General features: G+C 61.1%; 19 protein-coding genes and 1 pseudogene. 12 read left to right on the top strand and 8 right to left on the bottom strand.

Annotation, left to right across the window (positions count from 1 at the left end; all coding sequences use genetic code 11):
- Positions 1 to 18: 18 nt before the first annotated feature.
- Positions 19 to 1,251 carry an NADH:flavin oxidoreductase/NADH oxidase family protein gene (locus tag PSH66_RS13850; protein WP_305429390.1) on the top strand — a complete coding sequence of 411 codons (1,233 nt, stop codon included), beginning with the start codon at positions 19 to 21 and terminating at the stop codon, positions 1,249 to 1,251.
- A 77-nt stretch (positions 1,252 to 1,328) separates the two neighbouring features.
- Complete coding sequence (poxB, locus tag PSH66_RS13845) at positions 1,329 to 3,053, top strand: ubiquinone-dependent pyruvate dehydrogenase (protein ID WP_141064438.1); 1,725 nt, start codon at positions 1,329 to 1,331, stop codon at positions 3,051 to 3,053.
- A 51-nt stretch (positions 3,054 to 3,104) separates the two neighbouring features.
- On the opposite strand, the gene PSH66_RS13840 is transcribed toward poxB, so the two are convergent.
- The gene (locus tag PSH66_RS13840) at positions 3,105 to 3,662 is read right to left on the bottom strand and encodes an NADPH-dependent FMN reductase (RefSeq protein ID WP_003173579.1); all 558 of its coding nucleotides are present in this window, start codon (positions 3,660 to 3,662) and stop codon (positions 3,105 to 3,107) included.
- Between the two features lie 229 nt (positions 3,663 to 3,891).
- On the opposite strand from PSH66_RS13840, the gene PSH66_RS13835 reads away from it, so the two are divergent.
- The gene (locus tag PSH66_RS13835) at positions 3,892 to 4,128 is read left to right on the top strand and encodes a hypothetical protein (RefSeq protein ID WP_042944582.1); all 237 of its coding nucleotides are present in this window, start codon (positions 3,892 to 3,894) and stop codon (positions 4,126 to 4,128) included.
- A 61-nt stretch (positions 4,129 to 4,189) separates the two neighbouring features.
- Here PSH66_RS13835 and PSH66_RS13830 read toward each other — a convergent pair whose 3' ends face one another.
- The gene (locus PSH66_RS13830) at positions 4,190 to 4,528 is read right to left on the bottom strand and encodes a hypothetical protein (protein WP_003173577.1); all 339 of its coding nucleotides are present in this window, start codon (positions 4,526 to 4,528) and stop codon (positions 4,190 to 4,192) included.
- Between the two features lie 181 nt (positions 4,529 to 4,709).
- On the opposite strand from PSH66_RS13830, the gene PSH66_RS13825 reads away from it, so the two are divergent.
- Complete coding sequence (locus tag PSH66_RS13825) at positions 4,710 to 5,603, top strand: LysR substrate-binding domain-containing protein (protein WP_003173576.1); 894 nt, start codon at positions 4,710 to 4,712, stop codon at positions 5,601 to 5,603.
- Here the strand turns inward: PSH66_RS13825 and PSH66_RS13820 are convergent.
- The 5 genes from PSH66_RS13820 to PSH66_RS13800 all read right to left on the bottom strand — a co-directional run bounded on the left by PSH66_RS13820 (position 5,600) and on the right by PSH66_RS13800 (position 10,665).
- The gene (locus PSH66_RS13820; protein WP_042944580.1) at positions 5,600 to 6,169 is read right to left on the bottom strand and encodes a GNAT family N-acetyltransferase; all 570 of its coding nucleotides are present in this window, start codon (positions 6,167 to 6,169) and stop codon (positions 5,600 to 5,602) included. The genes PSH66_RS13825 and PSH66_RS13820 overlap by 4 nt on opposite strands.
- Positions 6,170 to 6,189: 20 nt before the next feature.
- Positions 6,190 to 8,445, bottom strand: coding sequence for an Orn/Lys/Arg decarboxylase N-terminal domain-containing protein (locus PSH66_RS13815; RefSeq protein WP_003173574.1), 2,256 nt, complete (start codon positions 8,443 to 8,445; stop codon positions 6,190 to 6,192).
- A gap of 156 nt (positions 8,446 to 8,601) precedes the next feature.
- Positions 8,602 to 9,342 (bottom strand): DNA polymerase III subunit epsilon, encoded by a 741-nt coding sequence (gene dnaQ / locus PSH66_RS13810; protein WP_176156633.1) that lies wholly within the window; start codon positions 9,340 to 9,342, stop codon positions 8,602 to 8,604.
- Between the two features lie 65 nt (positions 9,343 to 9,407).
- Complete coding sequence (gene rnhA / locus PSH66_RS13805) at positions 9,408 to 9,860, bottom strand: ribonuclease HI (protein ID WP_003173571.1); 453 nt, start codon at positions 9,858 to 9,860, stop codon at positions 9,408 to 9,410.
- Positions 9,861 to 9,906: 46 nt separating this feature from the next.
- The gene (locus PSH66_RS13800) at positions 9,907 to 10,665 is read right to left on the bottom strand and encodes a class I SAM-dependent methyltransferase (RefSeq protein WP_078732922.1); all 759 of its coding nucleotides are present in this window, start codon (positions 10,663 to 10,665) and stop codon (positions 9,907 to 9,909) included.
- A 65-nt stretch (positions 10,666 to 10,730) separates the two neighbouring features.
- Here PSH66_RS13800 and gloB point away from each other — a divergent pair, with 65 nt between their 5' ends.
- The 8 genes and pseudogenes from gloB to PSH66_RS13760 all read left to right on the top strand — a co-directional run.
- Positions 10,731 to 11,498, top strand: coding sequence for a hydroxyacylglutathione hydrolase (gene gloB / locus PSH66_RS13795; protein ID WP_305429387.1), 768 nt, complete (start codon positions 10,731 to 10,733; stop codon positions 11,496 to 11,498).
- A 98-nt stretch (positions 11,499 to 11,596) separates the two neighbouring features.
- Positions 11,597 to 12,997: a lytic transglycosylase domain-containing protein gene (locus PSH66_RS13790; protein WP_003173568.1), complete on the top strand. Its 1,401-nt coding sequence runs from the start codon at positions 11,597 to 11,599 to the stop codon at positions 12,995 to 12,997.
- 268 nt (positions 12,998 to 13,265) lie between these two features.
- Positions 13,266 to 15,095, top strand: a complete 1,830-nt coding sequence (locus tag PSH66_RS13785) for an extracellular solute-binding protein (protein ID WP_141064442.1) — start codon at positions 13,266 to 13,268, stop codon at positions 15,093 to 15,095.
- A complete protein-coding gene (locus PSH66_RS13780) occupies positions 15,092 to 16,930 on the top strand; it encodes an extracellular solute-binding protein (RefSeq protein ID WP_305429386.1) in 1,839 nt (612 codons plus the stop codon). The genes PSH66_RS13785 and PSH66_RS13780 overlap by 4 nt, the downstream gene beginning before the upstream one ends.
- A complete protein-coding gene (locus PSH66_RS13775; protein WP_078824380.1) occupies positions 16,931 to 18,004 on the top strand; it encodes a microcin C ABC transporter permease YejB in 1,074 nt (357 codons plus the stop codon).
- A gap of 1 nt (position 18,005) precedes the next feature.
- Positions 18,006 to 19,025, top strand: coding sequence for an ABC transporter permease (locus tag PSH66_RS13770; protein WP_003173563.1), 1,020 nt, complete (start codon positions 18,006 to 18,008; stop codon positions 19,023 to 19,025).
- 1 nt (position 19,026) lies between these two features.
- Positions 19,027 to 20,628 (top strand): ABC transporter ATP-binding protein, encoded by a 1,602-nt coding sequence (locus tag PSH66_RS13765; RefSeq protein WP_305429385.1) that lies wholly within the window; start codon positions 19,027 to 19,029, stop codon positions 20,626 to 20,628.
- Between the two features lie 120 nt (positions 20,629 to 20,748).
- Positions 20,749 to 21,621 (top strand): annotated as a pseudogene (locus PSH66_RS13760) (AraC family ligand binding domain-containing protein); the annotation flags it as partial.
- Here PSH66_RS13760 and PSH66_RS13755 read toward each other — a convergent pair.
- Entirely contained in the window at positions 21,566 to 22,153 is a 588-nt protein-coding gene (locus tag PSH66_RS13755) for a LysE family translocator (RefSeq protein WP_305429383.1), read from the bottom strand. The pseudogene PSH66_RS13760 and the gene PSH66_RS13755 sit on opposite strands and share 56 nt — an antisense overlap.
- Positions 22,154 to 22,221: the final 68 nt, after the last annotated feature.

The following is a 22,221-nucleotide window of genomic DNA, read 5'->3' as shown; positions in this document are numbered from 1 at the left end:
CCGCTCAGGAGTCAACCCATGTCACCCTTTGAAGCCCTGCAATTGCCCAACGGCCAAGTCATCTCCAACCGCATCGCCAAGGCCGCGATGGAAGAGAATATGGCGGATATCAATCAGGCGCCGTCGCGCGAACTGATGCAGCTTTACCAAACCTGGGCGGATGGTGAACCCGGCTTGCTGATCACCGGCAACGTGATGATCGACCGTCGCGCGATGACCGGCCCCGGCGGCGTTGCGCTGGAAAATGAGCAGCACCTGGACCGCTTTCGCGAATGGGCCGACGTGGCCCGGGCCAAGAGCGTGCACTTCTGGGTGCAGCTTAGCCATCCCGGACGCCAGACCATGGCCAATCTGGGTCAGCAAGCCCTGGCACCGTCGGCCATTGCCCTCGACCTCGGCAGTTTTTCCAGAATGTTCGCCAAACCCAAGGCCATGACCGAAAGCGAGATCCAGGACGTGATCCAGCGCTTCGCCACCAGTGCGCGCCTGGCCGAGAACGCCGGGTTTACCGGGGTGCAGATCCACGGCGCCCACGGCTATTTGCTGAGCCAGTTCCTCTCACCCTTGAGCAACCACCGTACCGACCGCTGGGGTGGCTCGCTGGAAAACCGTGCGCGGCTGCTGCTGGAAGTGATCCACGCCGTGCGCGCCAACGTCAGCCCGTCGTTTTGCGTGGGGATCAAACTCAATTCGGCGGATTTCCAGCGCGGCGGTTTCGATGAAGCCGATGCGCGCGCGGTGGTGGAAATGCTCAATCCTTTGCCCATCGATTTGCTCGAATTGTCCGGCGGCAGCTATGAAGCCCCGGCCATGCAAGGTGAGGCGCGGGACGGTCGCACCCTGGCGCGTGAAGCGTACTTCCTCGAATTTGCCGCCCAAATGGCCAGTGTCGCCCGCATGCCCCTGATGGTGACCGGTGGCATTCGTCGCCTGCCCATCGTGCAGCAAGTGCTCGACAGCGGTATCGCCATGGCCGGTATCGCCACAGCCCTGACCCTGGAACCGCAACTGATCAGGCACTGGCGCGAAGGCCGCGACCCCGATCCGCAACTCAAACCGATCGACTGGAAACGCAAGCCCCTGGCCTCACTCGCCACCCTGGCCGTGGTGCGTGATCAGATGCGTCGTCTGAGCCGTGGCCGCCAACCCAATGCCAAGGTTGCCCCCTGGCTGGCCCTGGCGTGTGACCAGTGGTTTACCGCTCGGCGCACCCGCCAATATCGGGCGGCCATGACACAAACTTCACATTAACAACGGAGCATTCGCCGTGATCGAACTGTCCCCTATTGATCAGCAGCCTTTAACCTCACTGACGATTGGAGTGCTTCATGGCGAAAATCAACTTGGCCCAGCAATTGGCAACCACCCTTGAACAGGCGGGCATCAAGCGCATCTGGGGCCTGACCGGCGACAGCCTCAACGGCCTCACCGATGCCCTGCGCAGCATGGACAGCATCGAGTGGATGCACGTGCGCCACGAAGAAGTCGCCGCCTTCGCCGCCGGTGCCGAAGCGGCCGCCACGGGCGAACTGACGGTGTGCGCCGGCAGTTGCGGGCCGGGTAACCTGCATTTGATCAATGGTTTGTTCGACTGCCATCGCAATCATGTGCCGGTGCTGGCGATTGCCGCGCAAATCCCGTCCTCGGAGATTGGCCTCAACTATTTCCAGGAGACCCATCCCCAGGAGTTGTTCAAGGAGTGCAGCCACTTTATCGAACTGGTGAGCAACCCCGAGCAAATGCCCCAGGTGCTGCACCGCGCCATGCGCTCGGCGATCCTGAATCGCGGCGTGGCGGTAGTGGTGATCCCTGGGGATGTGTCGCTGCTGGAAGTGGAAGACACGCTCAAGCCCTGGCCTACCCTGCATGCGCCGCGCACCTTGCCGGCAGAGGCGGACCTGGTGCAACTGAGTGAGATTCTCAGCAGCAGTGAGAAAGTCACCCTGTTGTGCGGCAGCGGCTGTGCCGGTGCCCACGCGCAAGTGGTGGCCCTGGCCGACACACTCGGCGCGCCGGTGGTGCATGCCCTGCGCGGCAAGGAACATGTGGAATGGGACAACCCGTTCGACGTAGGCATGACTGGCCTGATCGGCTTCAGCTCCGGCTACCACGCCATGCTCAATTGCGACACGCTGATCATGCTCGGCACCGATTTTCCCTATCGCCAGTTCTACCCCACCGACGCAAAGATCATCCAGATCGACCGCGACCCTCAGGCGCTCGGCCGTCGCGCCACACTGGACCTGGGCATTGCCGCCGACGTGAGTGAAACCCTCGACGCCCTGTTGCCGCGCCTGACCCGCAAGACCGATCGAAGCTTTCTCGACACCTCTCTGAAGCATTATGAAAAAGCCCGCCAGGGCCTGGATGACCTGGCGCAACCGTCCAAGGCCAACCGGCCGATTCATCCGCAATATGTGGCGCGATTGCTCAGCGAACTGGCGGACGATGACGCGATTTTCACCGCCGATGTGGGTTCACCCACCGTCTGGGCCGCACGCTATCTGAAGATGAACGGCAAGCGCCGCCTGATCGGTTCGTTCAACCATGGCTCCATGGCGAACGCCATGCCCCAGGCCATCGGCGCACAGGCCGCGTTCCCTGGACGGCAGGTGATTTCCATGTCCGGCGACGGCGGTTTCGCCATGTTAATGGGGGACTTCATCTCACTGGCGCAGCTGAAATTGCCAGTAAAGGTCATCGTGTTCGATAACTCATCCCTGGGCTTTGTCGCCATGGAAATGAAAGCCGCCGGCTATCTGGACACCGGCACCGAGCTGAAAAACCCGGACTTTGCGGCGATGTCCAACGCCATGGGCATCCTCGGTATTCGCGTGGAGCAATCCGAAGACCTGGAGCCGGCCTTGCGCCGCGCCCTGGCCCATGACGGTCCGGTATTGGTGGACGTGGTGACGGCCACCCAGGAACTGGTGATGCCGCCGAGCATCAAGCTGGAACAGGCCAAGGGCTTCAGCCTGTATATGCTCAAGGCGGTGATGAGTGGGCGCGGGGATGAGGTGATTGAGTTGGCTCGGACCAACTGGTTGCGCTGAACCAAACATGTGGGAGGAGGCTTGCTCCCTCCCACATTGGCCCTCCCCCCTTCAGCCCTTGTGTTTTTCCACCCATTGGCCGTAGGCATCGATAAATGCCTGCAAGAATGGCTTGGTCTTTTCCGACACCTTGCCGGACTCATCAAACACATTGCCCGCGCCGCCCAGGTAGGCTTCCGGCTGCTGCATGCACCACACGTCCAGGAACACCAGGGACTGGCGCAGGTGGTGGTTGGCGCCAAACCCGCCAATCGCACCCGGCGACACGCTGATGATCGCTCCCGGCTTGCCGCTCCAGGCACTTTGCCCGTAAGGGCGCGAACCCACGTCAATCGCATTCTTCAACGGGGCCGGCACCGAACGGTTGTATTCCGGGGTCACGAACAGCACCGCGTCGGATGAGCTCACCTGCTTACGGAAAGTACTGTAGGCTGCCGGCGGTGAATCACCGTCGATGTCCTCGTTGTAGAGTGGCAAATCGCCGATTTCCACAATGTTCAACTGCAGATTGGCAGGGGCCAGTTCGGCCAATGCCAGGGCGACCTTGCGGTTGATCGACTGTTTTCTCAGGCTGCCAACCAGGACGGCAATCGTGTAGACCTTGCTCATTGAGGTTTCCCCGATGTCTGACTAAATGAGCTTGTAGTTATAGAGACTTCGCGGCGGCTTCACCAGAGGGCTTCGAGATTCTCCCCAAGTGTTTGCCTTACAGCACGCCGCGTAAGAAACGTCTTAACAAACCAACGAATAGTATTTTTTTTCCGTAGGCAAACTACCTCTCTTTATGACGGTCTACACCACCGTATATCGAGTGTTTATCTCCAGAGGTTCTAAACAGATGGCAGCAGTACTTGTCGGACAGTTCCATGCCAGAGACGCGGAAGGCCGTGTTTATTCAGTGCATGAGTTCCAGGAATCCAACCCGGCGCACGGCGACCTGGCTGGCTCGGCGCCCACCGTTACCTACAAGCTGGCCATTGGCGACCGTGTAGAAAAACTGGAAGGCGATGAGTTCAAACTGATTCAGTCGGGCACTATTCTTGTCCGCGAGTCGCAAACCACCCGCGCGTCATAAGTACCCGCCTTAACGACCTGCTCAGTCCTGGCCATTGATGGCATTGACTGGGCCGGCGGGATCAGGGGCGGCGGATCTCCGTCACTTCCATGCCCTGCTCGCCCTGCTTGAGCGTGACCATCAAGTGCCCCCGCTCGCCTTCCACGGCGTACATCGAGCGCGTATAGCCCGATTTGTCATAGGCGGGATACGCCTGCACCTGCCTGACCAGCGTGATATCCAGCACCGCCCCCACCTGCTCGGCGACCTCTTCCTGGGAACGGATGAACGCTTCAAGCGCCTGGGTCTGCGGCGTGGTTTCGTCTTGATTGCGCAAGAGATAAGCAGCCACGCAGCCGACGGTCACCAGGACCACCAGTTGCTTGACCGTTACCCCGAAAAATATCGAGGGTAGACGCATGTGAGACCAGACCTGTTTTTGTTGTAAGTGCCGGGGAACCGGCATTGGTCGTTGATGATCGATGCGTCATTCTAGTGGGGTCGTGGCCGAACGCCAGAGCTCCAGGCGACCTGCGCAGTCTTTTTTGCGCACACGACCCTGGACCATTGAATCCCCACCGCACTGCACATAGACTCCGGCCATGCGTTTACGTCATATCGAAGTGATTCAGGCCATCTTGCAGACCGGACACCTCGGCACGGCCGCCGAATGGTTGCAACTTCCCGTGGGCGATGTGGACGCGGCGCTCCAGGAGGCGGAGTTGCAATTGGGCTTCATGCTGTTTGCCAGCGTTCGCGGGCGCTTGCAGGCGACGCGGGAAACCCTGGAGTTGCAGGCGGCAATCGCCCATGTGTATGAAGCACTGGAGCCGGCACAACGCCTGGCCAGCCGCCTGAAACACCATCATGCGCCGACCTTGCGCGCCCTGTGCACCCCGCCCCTTGCCAATCAACTGTTGCCGCAGAGCATTGCCGTTCTGCGCCGACGCTTCCAGGACACGCCGTGCAACCTGTCGAGCCAGCCAACCCGAGAGATCGTCAGGAGCCTGCTGCTGCATGAGGCGGATGTCGGCTTGAGCCTGCATGACCCGGAGCACCCGCAGATCCACAGCCGCGTGCTGGCCCAGGGCAAACTCCAATTGCTCGCTCCCCACGGCTGGCTGAAACCCAGGCAGAAGTACATCGCCTTGCAGGACCTGGCCGGGCAGTCGATGATCGGGCTGGAAGGCCAGGACCCGCTGAGCCGCGCGCTGGATGCCAAACTGCAAGCCTTGCGCCCGCTGCCGGTGGTACAGACGCGGGTGCAGACCTACCAGATGATGCGCAGCATGGTCGAAGCGGGAGAAGGCCTGGCGATTGTCGACCCGTTTACCGCGTTCGGTGCGCGCGAGGCCGGGCTGGACGCCTGCCCGGTGTCACCGCCGTTGACGATCAGCCTGTATGCGCTGACGCTCAACGAAGGCATAGCCTCGCCGGCGTTGAATGCACTGATGGACATCGTCACGCAAAAGGCTGAAAGCCTGTTGGCCGGTTAAGTCTTGTCGACGTCGGTCTTGAACAGCCGATACCAGAAAATCGCCACTTCGCGGGTCTGCGGGTCGATGCCGCGATAGCGCAGATGGTCAATGCCGCCCATCACATAGCCGCAACGCTCATATAAACGACAGGCCCCCAGGTTATTGTTCTGGGTTTCGAGCATCATGCCCGGCAGGTTTTTCTTGCGACTCCAGAACTGCGCCACGTCCAGCAACGCCTTGGCCACACCGTGCCGGCGTGCGGGCAACGCCACGGCCAACTCATCGACGTGGGCAAAACCGTTCCAATTGGTGCTCACCACGACATGCCCCACCGGACGGTCGTCCAGGTAGGCCATGAAGATTGCACTGTCTGGCGCATCGCGAAAACTGGCGAACTCCTCGGGATCGATACCGTAGCACTTGCGGTACGGCAAGATGCGTTCCACAGGCCATTGATCGACCCGCTTCCCCATCTGCGGCTCACTGTAGGCGCTGACCTCGAAGCTGAAGTCATTGCCCCACACATAGGCGTCAAAGCCTTCGTCGGCGACCCGAACACTGAGCCCTGGGTACTTCGGGTTCATTACAGCGTGCATAAACATCCTTAACCTTTAATGCAATCGACGGTGTAACAACGACCACTGCCGTCGTCTTCGTGTTGCAATCCGTGAACATCGGCGACAAATCCGGGGAAACTGCTATCGAACGTGCGGGCAAATGCCAGGTAATCGATGATCGACCGCGTCGACTCCGTAAAGCGCTCGCCCGGCATGATCAACGGAATACCCGGCGGATAAGGCACCAGCATCACGGCTGCGATGCGTCCTGGCAAGGCGTCAATGCAAACCGCTTCCACTTCACCCCGTACCAACTGGTCGTACGCGTCGGCCGGTTTCATCGCAATTTCGGGCAGTACCGTGTACATGCGCTTGAGGTGCCTGGCCGTGGCGTTACTGCGATAGCAACTGTGCAACTGGTCACACAGATCGCGCAGGCCCAGGCCCTGATAGCGCACCGGACCTTGGGCAAACACCGACGGCAAACAACTGGCCAGGCTGGCATTAGCGTCATAGTTGCGCTTGAACTCCAGCAATTCGGTGAGCAAGGTACTCCATTTGCCTTTGGTGATGCCCATGGAAAACAGCACCAGGAAGGAATAGAGACCGGTCTTTTCCACCACCAGCCCACGTTCCCAAAGGAATTTGCTCACCACCGCGGCAGGTATCCCGCGCTCGCTCAAGGCACCACCGGCGTTCAGACCGGGCATCACCAGCGTCACTTTGATCGGGTCCAGCAGTACGTAATCTTCAGCAACATCACCAAAGCCGTGCCAGTCGTCCTGGGGATGCAACAGCCAATCCGCGGTGGCGACGCGGTCAATGCCAGCCACCGACGGCGGCTGCCAGATGGAAAACCACCAGTCCTCGGCGTCGATATGCTGGCGCAGGTTGGCCAGGGCGCGGCGAAAGCTCAGGGCCTCGTCGAACATTTCCTGCAGCAACGAGCGCCCGGCCGGGCCTTCCATCATGGCCGAGGCCACGTCCAGCGAGGCGATGATGCTGTATTGCGGCGAGGTGGAGATATGCATCATGAACGCTTCGTTGAAACGGTCACGGTCCAGCTGGCGGGCGCCGCCGTCCTGCACATGGATCATCGACGCCTGGCTGAACGCCGCCAGCAGCTTGTGGGTGGAATGGGTGGTGAATACCAGCGGGCTGTCCGGGGTACGCGAGGTGCCCATGCCGTAGCGCCCGGCGAAAAATTCGTGGAACGCTGCATAGGCATACCAGGCTTCGTCGAAGTGCAACACCTCGACACTGTTGCCCAATTGCTGCTTGATCAGCTCGGCGTTGTAGCACAGGCCGTCGTAGGTGGAGTTGGTGACCACCGCCAGCTTCACTTTCGGCGCACGGCCACGGGTCAGGGGGCTCGCATCGATCTTGGCGCGGATCGACTCGGGGCTGAACTCACTCAGGGGTATCGGGCCGATGATGCCCAGCTCGTTGCGTTCCGGGCACAGGTACAACGGGATGGCGCCAGTCATGATGATCGAGTGCAACACCGACTTGTGGCAGTTGCGGTCCACCAGCACCAGGTCATCGCGGCCGACCATCGAGTGCCAGACGATCTTGTTGGCGGTGGACGTACCATTGATCACGAAGAAGGTGTGGTCGGCGCCGAAGTTGCGCGCGGCGCGGGCTTCGGCTTCGGCCAGAGGCCCGGTGTGGTCCAACAGCGACCCCAGCTCAGGCACTGATACGGATAAATCCGAACGCAGGGTGTTTTCCCCGAAGAACTGGTGAAACGCCTGCCCCACCGGGCTTTTGCGATACGCCACGCCGCCGCCATGGCCTGGGGTGTGCCAGGAATAATTGGAATCGGCGGTGTGCTGCACCAGGGCCTTGAAGAAGGGTGGCAGCAGGCCGTCAAGGTAGGTGCGTGCGGCGCGGGCCACTTGCCGGGCCAGAAACGGCACGGTGTCTTCGAACAGGTAAAGAATGCCGCGCAGTTGGTTGAGTTCGCTCATGGCATCGGCCGGCGCGTTCTCCAGGGTGACTTGCTCGCCCAGGGCAAAGATCGGCAGGTTGGGCGCCCGCACCCGTGCCAGGCGGATCAACTCGACCATGTTTTGCAGCAGGTGGGTATTTTCGCCTGCACCTTCGGCGGCGATCAGCATGCAGGCCAGGCCGTGATGGGTAGAAGCGACCAACCGGCCTTCGGCGTAGTCCATCGCAGAAAAGATACTGAAGCCCTCTTGCTCCAGCTCCCGGGCGATACCCCGGACCCGGTCGCCGGCCACCGTGTCGGCCTTGATGTCGCGATGTACGATAAGAACAGGAAACTTCAGGTCTTTGTACATGAGGGCAGGTAGTCCTTGGGGCTATGCACTCAAGGGTAGAAGCTGGGAGCGGATGTGGCGAATGAAGATTTCATCGGCAATGGAGATCGACTGTGGGGGGAGCAAGTCGAATCGTCGCACCGCCCCTCCCACATTTTGATTGGATCCCAACCAGGGTTACTGCTGGGTCAGTTGGGTCCACAACGCCGGCGCGCCCGCCGATTTGGCAATCGCTTCCAGCCGTGCCGCATGCTCGGCCATATCCTGCTCGCTGGCGCGAATGATGGTGGTCGGCTTGCGATCAGCCGGCAGGCGGCGGATTTCCGAAGGGCGGTTGCCCGAACCTTCCGCCGAACCGCTGCCGTCGGACGCATTACCGGCCAGGGACAGGCTGGTCTGCCCGCCGGTCATGGTCAGGTAAACGTCGGCGAGAATCTCGGAATCGAGCAAGGCGCCGTGGAGTTCACGGCCGGAGTTATCGACGCCATACCGCTTGCATAAGGCATCGAGGCTGTTGCGCTGGCCCGGGTGACGCTCACGCGCCATCATCAAGGTATCGAGGATCGAGCAGTGCCTGGAGATGTCCGCGCGATCGGTCTGCCCCATCAGGGCAAATTCGTTATTGATGAAACCGACGTCGAACGCCGCGTTATGAATGATCAGCTGGGCGCCGTTGATGAATTCGAAAAACTCATCAGCCACTTCGGCGAAACGCGGCTTGCCCTTGAGGAATTCGTCGGTGATGCCGTGGACGCCGATCGCACCTTCGTCACTGTCGCGGTCCGGTTGCAGGTAGACGTGGAAGTGACGCCCGGTAAGACGGCGACCCATGAGTTCGACACAGCCGATTTCAATGATCCGGTGGCCGTCGGTCACCGGCATGCCGGTGGTTTCGGTATCGAGTACAACAGATCGGATGGCCATCAGGGTTCAGCTCTCAACGGTGTCTTTCAAAGGGCGCGATATTACCACGTGATTCGGCATCAGCTCTGCTTGTAGCCCCGCACTTCATCCACACCACGGTTGGCGAGCTGGTCGGCGCGCTCGTTGCCGGGATGGCCGATGTGGCCGCGCACCCATTTCCAGGTGATGTCGTGGCGATTGCATTGCTCATCGAGCAATTGCCACAGGTCGGCATTCTTGACCGGTTCCTTGGCCGCGGTTTTCCAGCCGCGCTTCTTCCAGTTGACCATCCACTCATTGATGCCCTTCATCACGTATTGCGAGTCGGTTACCAGCAGCACGTTGCAGCGGCGCTTGAGTTCTTCCAGGCCGCGAATGGCGCCCATCAGTTCCATGCGGTTGTTGGTGGTGTTGGCTTCGCCGCCCCACAGTTCCTTCTCGACGCCCTTGCACACCAGCAAGGCGCCCCAGCCGCCGGGGCCCGGGTTGCCCTTGCAGGCGCCATCGGTGAAGAGTTCAACGCTATCGGTCATCGGTTACATCCATCAAAACAGGCGGGTCTGAAAATAAAAAGAGCTATTACGGCTGGCTTTGCTTGCGGTTGACCTTGGCCATCGGCATCGGCACCAGCTTGCCCATGGGTTGGCGCGCGACCTGGCGCACCGGCCGCAGCCCGACCACGATCTTGCGCGCCACCAATAGATAGAAGCCGCCGCCCGACAACTGCCAGGCGCCTGCACGGCGTTCCCAGCCGGCCAGGCGGCCCTGCCACGTGGTCGAGGCAAGCGGCGGACGATAGCACCCGAAGCGGCGTTTCTCCAGCGCGAAGCCCAGCAGGTTCAGCCAGTCCGCTACCCGCGACGGCGCGATGCAGCGCGCCTGGCGCAGGCCATCATGGGCGAACACATGGCGCAGGCCCCACGTGCTCCAGGGGTTGATGCCGACAATCAGCAAATGGCCACCCGGACGGACGCTGCTCGCCGCTTCGCGCAGCAAACCGTGGGGCGACAGGCAGAAATCCAGGCCATGTTGCAACACCACCACATCGGCGGCGTGCTCGCTCAAGGGCCAGGCCTGCTCTTCGCAGACAATCTCCACCCCCGGCAACGGTGCGCCCAGGCGCACATTGCGTTGCACCTGGGGCGCAGGCGGCGGCGTCTGCGCGGAGGGGCCGTAATGCACCAGGTAACCACCAAAGAACCGACCCAGCTCGTCTTCGAGCATGTGCCGTTCCTCTTCCAGCAAAAATTGCCCGATCGGCCCGGACAACCATTCACGGGCTGCGCCGATCAGCGCCAGCCACTCGGGATCGGCCTGGGCGAACGCTTTATCAGTCATTGCATTCTCCAACTCGCCTAGACGTTCTAAGATGCACCAATGTGTTCAGCTTGGCGAATCGAAGAATGATACAGATCAGTGCCCTGCCCGCCTTCACCGATAACTACATCTGGTTGTTACAGGACCCGAAGACCCACCGCTGCGCCGTGGTCGACCCCGGCGATGCCGCACCGGTACAGGCCTGGCTCGAGCAAAACCCTGGATGGACCCTCAGCGACATCCTGGTCACTCACCATCACCACGACCATGTGGGCGGCGTCGAACAGCTGAAAAACATCACCGGCGCCAAGGTCTACGGCCCGGCCAATGAAAAAATTCCCGCGCGGGACATCGCCCTGCACGACCATGATCGCATCACGGTGCTGGGCTGGGATTTCGACGTGCATAGCGTACCCGGCCACACCCTGGGACATATCGCCTTCTATCACCCGGGCGTGCTGTTCTGCGGCGATACGCTGTTCGCCGCCGGCTGCGGTCGCCTGTTCGAAGGCACACCGGAACAGATGCATGCCTCGCTGACGCGCCTGGCTGCCTTGCCCGCCGACACCTTGGTGTACTGCACCCACGAATACACGCAAAGCAACCTCAAATTTGCCCAGGCGGTGGAGCCGCACAATGCCGATATTGCCGAACGGATGGAAGCCGTCCGCCAACTCAGGGCCCGAGACGAGATGACGTTACCCTCCAACCTGGCCCTGGAATTGCGCACCAACCCCTTTTTACGCACCGCTGAAACATCCGTTAAACAAAAAGCGGACGAACGGAATGGCCACGATAACCGCGCTGGGGCCGAGGTGTTTGCTAGCTTGAGGGCCTGGAAAGATAAGTTCTAACGGGATGCAATCTGATACGTAATTTCTGAATGGTTGACCGGAACCGAAGCGCTTTCTAGAATCGCCCGACATTTTTGCCCGGAACTTACTTCCAGCCAATGTCGTCACCTATTCGTAAATCCAACCATTCAGACGCATTGACCCGCCTGGCTCAAGCCGTGGCGGTGGGTGTCTGCGCAACGCTGGCGGGCTGCCAATCGACAAATTTCGCTGCACAATCCACCGTGCAACCCAAACCGAATCTTGCCGCCAAGATCAAGCAAAAACCCATCTGGCTCTCAGAGAAGCCCAGCCCCGAAGTGCCCCAGGATGTCTGGGAACGCATGCGCCGGGGCTTTCAATTGCAGGACAATCTCGGCGTCAACCCGCGCATCGAGCAACAGCGCCTGTGGTTCGCCAGCAACCCGTCGTTCCTGGAGAACGCCGGGGAACGCGGCAGCCTCTATATTCATTACATCGTCGAACGCCTTGAAGAACGCAACATGCCCCTGGAGCTGGCGCTGCTGCCAGTGATTGAAAGTGCCTACAACCCCATGGCCTATTCGCGCAGCGATGCGGTCGGCCTGTGGCAATTCATCCCCTCCACCGGGCGCTACTTCAACCTGCGCCAGACCCGCGCCTATGACGGCCGTCGCGACATCACCGCCTCCACCACCGCCGCCCTGGACTACCTGACCCGTCTGCACGATATGTTCAACGGCGACTGGCTGCTGGCGCTGGCCGCCTATAACGCGGGCGAAGGCACCGTGAGCCGGGCCATCGAGCGCAACGAAAAGCTCGGCCTGCCCACCGACTACTGGAACCTGCCGCTGCCGCAGGAAACCAAGGACTACGTGCCCAAGTTCCTGGCGCTGTCCCAGGTAGTGCTGGCTCCCGAGGCCTACGGTGTCAACCTGAACCCGATTGCCAACACACCCTATTTCGAAGTGGTGGAAGTCAAGCAAAGCATGGACCTGTCACGGGTCGCCGCGCTGGCGGAAATCGACGAAGACGAACTGTTCCAGCTCAACCCGGCCCTGAAGCAACGTACCACCCTGGATGGCCCCCAGCATCTGTTGGTACCGAGTTCCAAGGCGCAATTGCTCACCAGCACCCTTTCGACGATGAAGCCTGAAGAATTGCTGGCAATGCGCCCGAAAAAACAGGTGTTCGACGAAGTCGAGACTCCACGGGTGGCCGGGCGCACCCGCAGCTACAAGGTGCGCAACGGCGACAACCTCACGCTGATCGCCAAGGCCAACAAGGTCGACGTGCACGACCTGCAGCGCTGGAACCAGCTCAACGGCCAGGCACTCAAGGTCGGCCAGACCCTGGTGATGCAGGACACGCGCAAGGTAGCCACTTCCAAGCCCGTGCAATACAAGGTCAAGAAAGGCGATTCGCTGTACATCGTCGCCAAGCGTTTCAACGTGGAGATGCAACATCTCAAGCGTTGGAACCCGCGTACCGGCCAGGCGTTGAAGCCGGGGCAGATGCTGGTGGTTTCCGGGCCGCGCTAAGACTTCAAACATAAAGGCAAAGCTTGCATGTGGCGAGGGAGCTTGCTCCCGCTGGGCTGCGCGGCAGCCCCAAAACGGGCACCCAGGAGGTAACTGGCTTACCTCATGATATTGGCAGCGCTCCGCGCTCCAGCGGGAGCAAGCTCCCTCGCCACCGCAAGCTCCCTCCCACATTGGATCTACATCATCCCAACTGGCTTTTTCCAACCGGAACAAGCTGTTACTGTACCGATCATAAAGCCCAAGCCGCCTGGATCGGATCTCTGACTTGAAGCGTCCCCTCCTTCTACTAATAAGTCTGGCCTTGAGCTTTTGCGCGAATGCGACGATAACCGAGAGCCATGGTTATACGCAGTTCGGCGTGCTCAAGTACCCGGCCAAATTCACCCATTTCGATTGGGTCAACCCTGCAGCGCCGAAAGGCGGCACGTTGCGGGTCATGGCATTTGGCACCTTCGATACGCTCAACCCCTACACCTTCAAGGGCTCGAGCCCGGTTTCCACCCCCAATTTCCTGCAGTACGGCGTCAATGAGCTGAACGAACCGTTGATGGTCGGCACCGGCCAGTACGCGCCGTCCGGCGATGAGCCAACCTCCAGCTATGGGCTGATAGCGCAGTCGGTGGAATACAGCGAGGACCGCAGCTGGGTGGTGTTCAACCTGCGCCCGCAGGCACGCTTCCACGATGGCAAGCCGATCACCGCCGACGATGTGGCGTTTTCCTACCGCACCCTGCTGACTGAAGGCCACCCGCAGTACCGCACCAACCTGCAGGAAGTCGCGCGGGTGGATGTGCTTGACCCTCACCGCATCCGCTTTGTGTTCAAGCGCGCCGGCAACCCGCTACTGATCCTGCGCCTGGGCGAGTTGCCGGTGTTGCCCCAGCACTATTGGAAGCACCGCGATTTCAAGGCCACCACCTTCGAACCACCGCTGGGCAGCGGGCCGTACCGCGTCAGCAAGGTCACCCCAGGCCGGCAACTGGTGTTCGAACGGGTCAAGGATTACTGGGGCAAGGACCTGCCGGTCAACCAGGGTTTCTATAACTACGACAAGGTCGAAGTGGAGTTCTATCGCGACAGCGACGTGGCGTTCGAAGCCTTCAAGGCCGGCGAATTCGACATCTACATCGAGCACCAGGCCAAAAACTGGGCCAATGGCTACAATTTCCCGGCGGTGAACCGCGGCGAAGTGATCAAGGCGCAGATCGCGCACCAGATCCCGACTCAGAGCCAAGGCCTGTTCATGAACACGCGGCGGCCGACGTTCAGCCAGACCAAGGTGCGCGAAGCCCTGGGGCTGATGTTCGACTTCGAGTGGACCAACCGCACCCTGTTCAGCAACGCCTATAAACGTACCTTGAGCTACTACCCCAACAGCGAATTCTCGGCGACCGGCCTGCCGGTGGGCCACGAATGGCTGATGCTCTCGCCCTACCGTGAGCAGTTGCCGGCCAACCTGTTCACCCAGCCGTTCAGCCTGCCGCAGACCGACGGACGCGGCATCCCCCGCGATACCATGCGTCGCGCGCTGGCGCTGCTCGACGATGCCGGCTGGAAGCTGTCCGGCCAACGCCTGCTCAACAAGGACGGCCAACCGCTGCGCCTGGAGATATTGCTGGTCAACCCGAACCTGGAGCGCATCCTGCAGCCCTATGTCGAGAACCTGATCAGTATCGGCATCGACGCACGCCTGCGCACCGTCGACCGCGCCCAGTACAAGCAACGCCTGGATCAGTTCGACTTCGACATGATCCTGATTACCCTCAACCAGACCTTGAGCCCCGGCCTTGAGCAGTGGCAGTACTTTCATTCCAGCCAGGCCGCGATCAAGGGCAGCAAGAACTACGCAGGCATCGCCAACCCCATCGTCGACCACCTGCTGGAACAACTGCTGGCGGCGCAGACCCGCGAAGAACAACTGGCCGCCGGCCGCGCCCTGGACCGGGTGCTGCTGTGGCAGCACTACAGCATTCCCAACTGGTACCTCAACTATCATCGCTTGGCGTACCGCAACCGGTTCGCCTTTGTCGCCACGCCGCCCTACAGCCTGGGCCTGAGCGCATGGTGGCTGAAAGCTTCGGAGAAAGCCCAATGATGTATTTGCGCAACGCTCTGATCAGCACCTTTTTACTCTGCAGCGCAGCCCAAGCGGCGCCGCAACACGCGCTGACGCTGTATAACGAACCGCCCAAATACCCGGCCAATTTCAAGCACACCGATTACGTCAACCCGGACGCCCCCAAGGGCGGGACGTTTCGCGAATCGAGCCTGGCCGGTTTCGACAGCTTCAACCCGTTTATCAGCAAAGGTGTCCCCGCCGACAATATCGGCCTGATCTACGACACCCTGGCGACCCAAAGCCTGGACGAGCCGTTCACCGAATACGGCTTGGTGGCCGGCAAGATCGAAAAAGCCCCGGACAACAGCTGGGTACGCTTTTACCTGCGCCCCGAGGCGCGCTTCCACGACGGCCATCCCATGCGCGCCGACGACGTGGTGTTCAGCTTCCAGACCTTGATCAAGGACGGCACCCCGCTCTACCGCACCTATTACGCGGATGTCGACGAAGTGATCGCCGAAGACCCGTTGCGGGTGCTGTTCAAGTTCAAGCGCACCAATAACCGCGAACTGCCGCTGATCCTCGGCCAGTTGCCGGTGCTGCCCAAACATTGGTGGGCCACGCGCGACTTCACCAAGGGCAACCTGGAATTCCCCCTCGGCAGCGGCCCCTACAAAGTGGCGCAGGTCAACGCCGGACGCTCGGTGCGCTACGAGCGAGTCAAAGACTATTGGGGCAAAGACCTGCCGATCAACAAGGGCCTGTACAATTTCGACCAGCGCATCACTGACTACTATCGCGATGCGACGGTGGCCCTGGAAGCGCTCAAGGCCGGGCAGTTCGATTACTGGGCCGAATTCAGTGCGAAGAACTGGGCCAACGCCTACAACGTGCCCGCCGTAGCGCAAGGCCGGCTGATCAAAGAAGAGATCCCCAACGGCAACCCCACCGGCATGCAGGGCTTCGTGTTCAACACGCGCAAGCCCATGTTCCAGGACGTGCGTGTGCGCAAGGCCATCAGCCTGTTGCTGGATTTCGAGTGGAGTAACAAGCAACTGTTCAACGGTGCCTACACCCGCACCCGCAGCTACTTCGAAAACTCCGACATGGCCGCCACCGGCTTGCCTGGCCCCGACGAGTTGAAAATTCTCGAACCGCTGCGCGACAAGATCCCGCCCCAGGTGTTTACCGAAGCCTTCGAGCCGGCCAAGACCGACGGCAGCGGCATGATCCGCGCCCAGCAGCGCGAGGCGTACCAGTTGTTGCAGGAAGCCGGCTGGAAAATCGTCGACGACAAAATGGTCGACACCACCGGCAAACCGGTGACCATCGAGTTCCTGCTGGCCCAGACCGAGTTCGAGCGCATCCTGCTGCCGTTCAAACGCAACCTCGCCGACCTGGGCATCGACCTGGTGATTCGCCGGGTAGACGTCTCGCAATTCGTCACCCGCCTACGGTCGCGGGATTTCGACATGCTCGTGGGCAGCTTTCCACAATCTTCGTCGCCGGGTAACGAACAGCGCGAATTCTGGAAATCCACCAGCGCCGACAAACCCGGCAGCCGCAATTACATGGGCCTCAAAGACCCGGCCGTCGATCAGTTGGTGGAACAGTTGATCGATTCAGACACCCGCGCCAGCCTGATCGCCCATGCCAGGGCCCTGGACCGCGTGCTGCAATTTGGCTACTACGTGATCCCCAACTGGCATATCAAGACTTTCCGCGTGGCTTACTGGAACAACCTCGGTCATCCAAAGGTGTCACCGCTGTATGACGTCGGCATCTCCACCTGGTGGAGCAAGCCCAACGTGCCGCCGGCAATGGCCCCAGAACCCCAAACGAGCGCCGACACGGCGAGCGGAGGCGATTAAATGCTGGCTTATATTCTTCGCCGCCTGTTATTGATCATCCCCACGCTGTTCGGGATTTTGCTGATCAACTTCGTCATCATCCAGGCCGCCCCCGGTGGCCCGGTGGAGCAAATGATCGCCAAGCTCGAAGGCTTTGACGGCGCCACCAGCCGCATCGCCGGTGGCGGTGCCGAAGTGGCGGTGGCCGGCTCCAGCTACCGTGGCGCCCAGGGCCTGGACCCGGCGCTGATCAAGGAAATCGAGAAGATGTACGGCTTCGACAAGTCGGCGCCGGAACGTTTGTGGATCATGGTCAAGAACTACGCCCGCCTGGATTTCGGCGACAGTTTCTTCCGCGACGCCAAGGTCATCGACCTGATCAAGGAAAAGATGCCGGTGTCCATCTCCCTGGGGTTATGGAGCACGCTGATCATGTACCTGGTGTCGATCCCGCTCGGGATCGCCAAAGCCACGCGACACGGCAGCCATTTCGATGTGTGGACCAGTTCGGCGATCATCGTCGGCTATGCGATCCCGGCGTTCCTGTTCGCCATCCTGCTGATCGTGGTGTTTGCCGGCGGCAGTTATTTCGATTGGTTCCCACTGCGCGGGCTCACCTCGAATAACTTCGACGAACTGAGCTGGGGCGGCAAGATTCTCGATTACTTCTGGCACCTGGCGTTGCCCATCACCGCGCTGGTGATCGGTAACTTCGCGACCATGACGCTGCTGACCAAAAACAGCTTTCTCGACGAGATCAACAAGCAGTACGTGGTCACCGCCAGGGCCAAGGGCCTGACCAACCACCGCGTGCTGTACGGGCATGTGTTCCGCAACGCCATGCTGTTGGTGATCGCCGGTTTCCCCTCGGCCTTTATCGGTATCTTCTTCACCGGCTCCTTGCTGGTGGAAGTGATCTTCTCTCTCGACGGCCTGGGCCTGATGAGCTTTGAAGCGGCGATCAACCGCGATTACCCGGTGGTGTTCGGCACGCTGTTCATCTTCACCCTGCTGGGGTTGATCGTGAAACTGATCGGCGACCTCACCTATACCCTGGTCGATCCGCGCATCGACTTCGCCAGCCGGGAGCATTGAGATGAACCTGTCCCCCCTCAATCGCCGCCGGTTCGAGCGGTTCAAGACCAACAAGCGCGGCTGGTGGTCGCTGTGGCTGTTCCTGATCCTGTTCGTGCTCAGCCTGGGCGCGGAGCTGATCGCCAACGACAAACCGCTGGCCGTGCACTATGACGGCGGCTGGTATTTCCCGGCGCTCAAGCGCTACCCGGAAACCACCTTTGGCGGCGAATTCCCGTTGGAGGCCAACTACAAGAGCCCGTATATCCGCGAACTGCTCAAGGCCAAGGACGCCTGGACTCTGTGGGCGCCGATCCCGTTCAGCTACCAGAGCATCAACTACGACCTGAGAGTACCGGCCCCTGCGCCGCCTTCGAGCGTCAACCTGCTGGGCACCGATGACCAGGGCCGCGATGTGCTGGCGCGGGTGATCTACGGTTTTCGCGTGTCGGTACTGTTTGCCCTGACCTTGACCGTGCTCAGCTCGATCATCGGCGTGATCGCCGGAGCCTTGCAGGGCTTTTATGGCGGGTGGGTCGACCTCGCCGGGCAGCGCTTCCTGGAGATCTGGTCCGGGCTGCCGGTGCTGTATCTGCTGATCATCCTCGCCAGTTTTGTGCAGCCCAACTTCTGGTGGCTGCTGGGGATCATGCTGTTGTTCTCGTGGATGAGCCTGGTGGATGTGGTGCGCGCCGAGTTCCTGCGTGGGCGCAACCTTGAATACGTGCGCGCGGCCAGGGCCCTGGGGATGCGGAACGGCGCGATCATGTTCCGCCATATACTGCCCAACGCCATGGTCTCGACCATGACCTTCATGCCGTTCATTCTCACCGGCGCCATCGGCACCCTCACCGCCCTGGACTTCCTCGGCTTCGGCTTGCCCGCCGGTTCACCGTCGCTGGGCGAACTGGTGGCCCAAGGCAAATCCAACCTGCAGGCGCCCTGGCTGGGCATGAGCGCGTTTGCCGTGCTGGCGATCATGTTGAGTTTGCTGGTGTTTATCGGCGAGTCCGCTCGCGATGCCTTCGACCCGAGGAAATGAGATGAATCAGGACAATCTGATCGAAATCCGCGACCTCAGCGTCGAGTTCGTCACCGGCGAGCATCACCACCGCGTGGTCAATAACGTCAGCTTTGATATCAAGCGTGGCGAAACCCTGGCCCTGGTCGGCGAAAGCGGATCGGGCAAGTCGGTGACCGCGCACTCGATCCTGCGCCTGCTGCCCTACCCGCTGGCGCGCCACCCCAGCGGCACCATCAACTACGCCGAGCGAGACCTGCTGACCCTCAAGGAAAAGCCCCTGCGGCACATTCGTGGCAACCGCATCGCGATGATCTTTCAGGAGCCGATGACCTCGCTGAACCCGCTGCACTGCATCGAGAAACAGATCAACGAAGTGCTTGGCCTGCACAAGGGACTTACCGGCAAGGTCGCCACCCGGCGTACCCTGGAGTTGCTGGAACTGGTGGGCATCCCCGAACCGCACAAGCGCCTCAAGGCCTTGCCCCACGAACTGTCCGGCGGCCAGCGCCAGCGCGTGATGATCGCCATGGCGTTGGCCAATGAACCGGAGCTGTTGATCGCCGACGAACCGACCACCGCCCTCGACGTGACCGTGCAGTTGAAGATCCTGGAATTGCTCAAAGAGCTGCAGGCACGGCTGGGCATGGCGTTGCTGCTGATCAGTCATGACCTGAACCTGGTGCGGCGCATCGCCCATCGCGTGTGCGTGATGCAGCAAGGATGCATCGTTGAACAGGCCGACTGCGAGACGTTGTTCCAGTCGCCGCAACACCCCTACACCCAGGAACTGCTGGGGGCTGAACCCAGCGGTGGGCCGGCCGGTAACACCGTTGGCCCGCCCTTGCTGGAAGTCGAGGACCTTAAGGTGTGGTTCCCGATCAAGAAGGGCTTTTTGCGCCACACCGTCGATTACGTCAAGGCGGTGGATGGCATCAACTTCAGCCTGCCCCAGGGGCAAACCCTGGGCATCGTTGGCGAAAGCGGCTCGGGCAAATCCACCCTGGGCCTGGCGATTCTGCGTCTGATCGGCAGCCAGGGCGGCATTCGCTTCGAAGGCCAGCAACTGGACAAGCTGACCCAGCAGCAGGTGCGCCCGCTGCGCCGGGAAATGCAGGTGGTGTTCCAGGACCCGTTCGGCAGTTTGAGCCCACGCATGTGCGTCAGCGAGATCGTCGGCGAAGGCTTGCGCATCCATCAGATGGGCACGCCCGCCGAGCAGGAAGCGGCGATTATTGCAGCGCTCAAGGAAGTCGGCCTCGACCCGCAGTCGCGACACCGCTACCCCCACGAGTTTTCCGGCGGCCAGCGCCAGCGCATCGCCATCGCCCGTGCCCTGGTCGTCAAGCCGCGCCTGATCCTGCTGGACGAACCCACCTCGGCGCTGGACCGCACGGTCCAACGCCAAGTGGTGGAGCTGCTGCGCAGCCTGCAGGCCAAGTACAACCTGACGTACCTGTTTATCAGCCATGACCTGGCGGTGGTGAAGGCGTTAAGTCACCAGTTGATGGTGGTCAAGCATGGGCAGGTCGTGGAACAAGGTGATGCGCGGGCGATTTTTGCTGACCCGCAGCATGCGTATACGCGGCAATTGTTGGAGGCGGCGTTCCTCGTCCCGGCCTGATGCATGGCCCCGCTAAATCGCCTACGCGGCGTAGCACACCGCGCTGAAACTTGAACAATCGCCGGTTTTGTATAAGGCTGCTCCCCGACGTATTCAATCACCGCCTGGGAGCGCCCGCCCATGACCGCCGCTACCGCACCGCTTTTCTGGCGCGACCCCGCGTTGCCCTTTATCGAAGCGCGGACCATCGCCGACGGGCGCAAGGTCACTTACACTCGGCACGCCCATGAGCACTTTTCCCTCGGTGCGATCACGGCCGGGCGCAGTTATTACCACTACGGCGACGAGACCTTCCAGATCAGCGCCGGCACCGTGGTATTGATGAACCCTGGCGATGTGCACGCCTGCAATCCCATCGAAAACGAGCCGTGGTCCTACCACATGCTCTACCTCGACACGCACTGGCTGACCGACTTGCAGCACCAGTTGGGCTTGCGCACCGATCAGGGTTATCTCCCGTTCAATACGCCGTACACCCGCGATACGGTGCTGTACAGCGGCCTGCTGGCGTTGTACCGATTGCTGCTCGACGAACACGCCGAACTGCTGCAAAAACAAAGCGCGCTGGTGAGTTATTTCAGTGACGTCCAGCAACGCCTCAACCCCGTCAACACCCCTGTGCGCGAGGTCAACCACAAGCTGGAACGGGCGGCGGACTACATCCGCGAACACTGCACCCAGGCGCTGAAACTGGAAGACATCTGCCTGGCGGCCGAGCTGTCGCCGTCCTATCTGATCCGCGCGTTCAAGCAGTATTACGGGCTCACGCCCCATGCCTTTCTGGTCAACCAGCGTATCCAGTTCGCCCGCACGCAATTGCGCAATGGCGAGTTGATCGCCGACGTCGCCCTCGCCGCCGGCTTTGCCGACCAGGCGCATTTCCAGCGGGCGTTCAAACTGCATTTTGCCGCCACGCCAGGGCAGTACCGCGACCGGCTCAAGCCATCAGCAAATAACCCACACTGGCCACCAGCAACGCGGCCATTGAGCGGTTGGACACGCGCACGCCCTGGGGGTTGCCCAAGTAGCGGCGCAAAAAGGTGCCGGCATAGGCCCAGCACGCCACCGACAGGTAGCAGATCACCAGGTAGAGGCTCGCAAACAGCCACACCTGCCGGGCATCGCCATCGGCCACAAACAAGCCCATCCCCGCCACACACGCCAGCCATGCCTTGGGGTTGAGCCACTGCATGATCGCCCCGTAGAGCATCGACGGCGCGCTGGCGCTGCCCTCGGCGTCCAGCCGGCCGTCATCCGTCGCCAGTTTCCAGGCCATGTACAGCAAAAAAGCCACCCCGCCCCATTGGATCAACTGGGTCAGTACCGGCCACCGCAGCAGCACCTCATGCAACCCCAGGCCGATCAGCACCAGCAACGCCGTGAAGCCAACCGCCGCGCCGAACACATGCTTCTGGCTGGCGACAAAACCGAAGCGCGCCCCAGAACTCAATGCCACCACATTGACCGGTCCCGGGGTAATGGAGGTGGCCAGGGCGAAGGCGGCCATGGAAAGGATCAAGCTCATTGCGGTTACCTTTTATGAGAATGCATATAGAGGCACCACGGTATAAGGCCCGGCCAATGGGGTATTGA

Origin of the sequence: Pseudomonas sp. FP597 (assembly GCF_030687435.1) — a bacterium.
Lineage (GTDB): Bacteria > Pseudomonadota > Gammaproteobacteria > Pseudomonadales > Pseudomonadaceae > Aquipseudomonas > Aquipseudomonas lactucae.
This window is presented reverse-complemented; position numbering and strand designations above follow the sequence as displayed.

Coding starts and splice junctions, on each gene's coding strand:
- PSH66_RS13820 (WP_042944580.1), bottom strand. CDS start 6,169: ATGAACCCGAAGTACCCAGGGCTCAGTGTTCGGGTCGCCGACGAAGGC.
- PSH66_RS13815 (WP_003173574.1), bottom strand. CDS start 8,445: ATGTACAAAGACCTGAAGTTTCCTGTTCTTATCGTACATCGCGACATC.
- gloB (WP_305429387.1), top strand. CDS start 10,731: ATGATACAGATCAGTGCCCTGCCCGCCTTCACCGATAACTACATCTGG.
- PSH66_RS13775 (WP_078824380.1), top strand. CDS start 16,931: ATGCTGGCTTATATTCTTCGCCGCCTGTTATTGATCATCCCCACGCTG.
- PSH66_RS13800 (WP_078732922.1), bottom strand. CDS start 10,665: ATGACTGATAAAGCGTTCGCCCAGGCCGATCCCGAGTGGCTGGCGCTG.
- PSH66_RS13770 (WP_003173563.1), top strand. CDS start 18,006: ATGAACCTGTCCCCCCTCAATCGCCGCCGGTTCGAGCGGTTCAAGACC.
- rnhA (WP_003173571.1), bottom strand. CDS start 9,860: ATGACCGATAGCGTTGAACTCTTCACCGATGGCGCCTGCAAGGGCAAC.
- PSH66_RS13850 (WP_305429390.1), top strand. CDS start 19: ATGTCACCCTTTGAAGCCCTGCAATTGCCCAACGGCCAAGTCATCTCC.
- PSH66_RS13755 (WP_305429383.1), bottom strand. CDS start 22,153: ATGAGCTTGATCCTTTCCATGGCCGCCTTCGCCCTGGCCACCTCCATT.
- PSH66_RS13780 (WP_305429386.1), top strand. CDS start 15,092: ATGATGTATTTGCGCAACGCTCTGATCAGCACCTTTTTACTCTGCAGC.
- PSH66_RS13835 (WP_042944582.1), top strand. CDS start 3,892: ATGGCAGCAGTACTTGTCGGACAGTTCCATGCCAGAGACGCGGAAGGC.
- PSH66_RS13765 (WP_305429385.1), top strand. CDS start 19,027: ATGAATCAGGACAATCTGATCGAAATCCGCGACCTCAGCGTCGAGTTC.
- poxB (WP_141064438.1), top strand. CDS start 1,329: ATGGCGAAAATCAACTTGGCCCAGCAATTGGCAACCACCCTTGAACAG.
- PSH66_RS13830 (WP_003173577.1), bottom strand. CDS start 4,528: ATGCGTCTACCCTCGATATTTTTCGGGGTAACGGTCAAGCAACTGGTG.
- PSH66_RS13790 (WP_003173568.1), top strand. CDS start 11,597: ATGTCGTCACCTATTCGTAAATCCAACCATTCAGACGCATTGACCCGC.
- PSH66_RS13825 (WP_003173576.1), top strand. CDS start 4,710: ATGCGTTTACGTCATATCGAAGTGATTCAGGCCATCTTGCAGACCGGA.
- PSH66_RS13840 (WP_003173579.1), bottom strand. CDS start 3,662: ATGAGCAAGGTCTACACGATTGCCGTCCTGGTTGGCAGCCTGAGAAAA.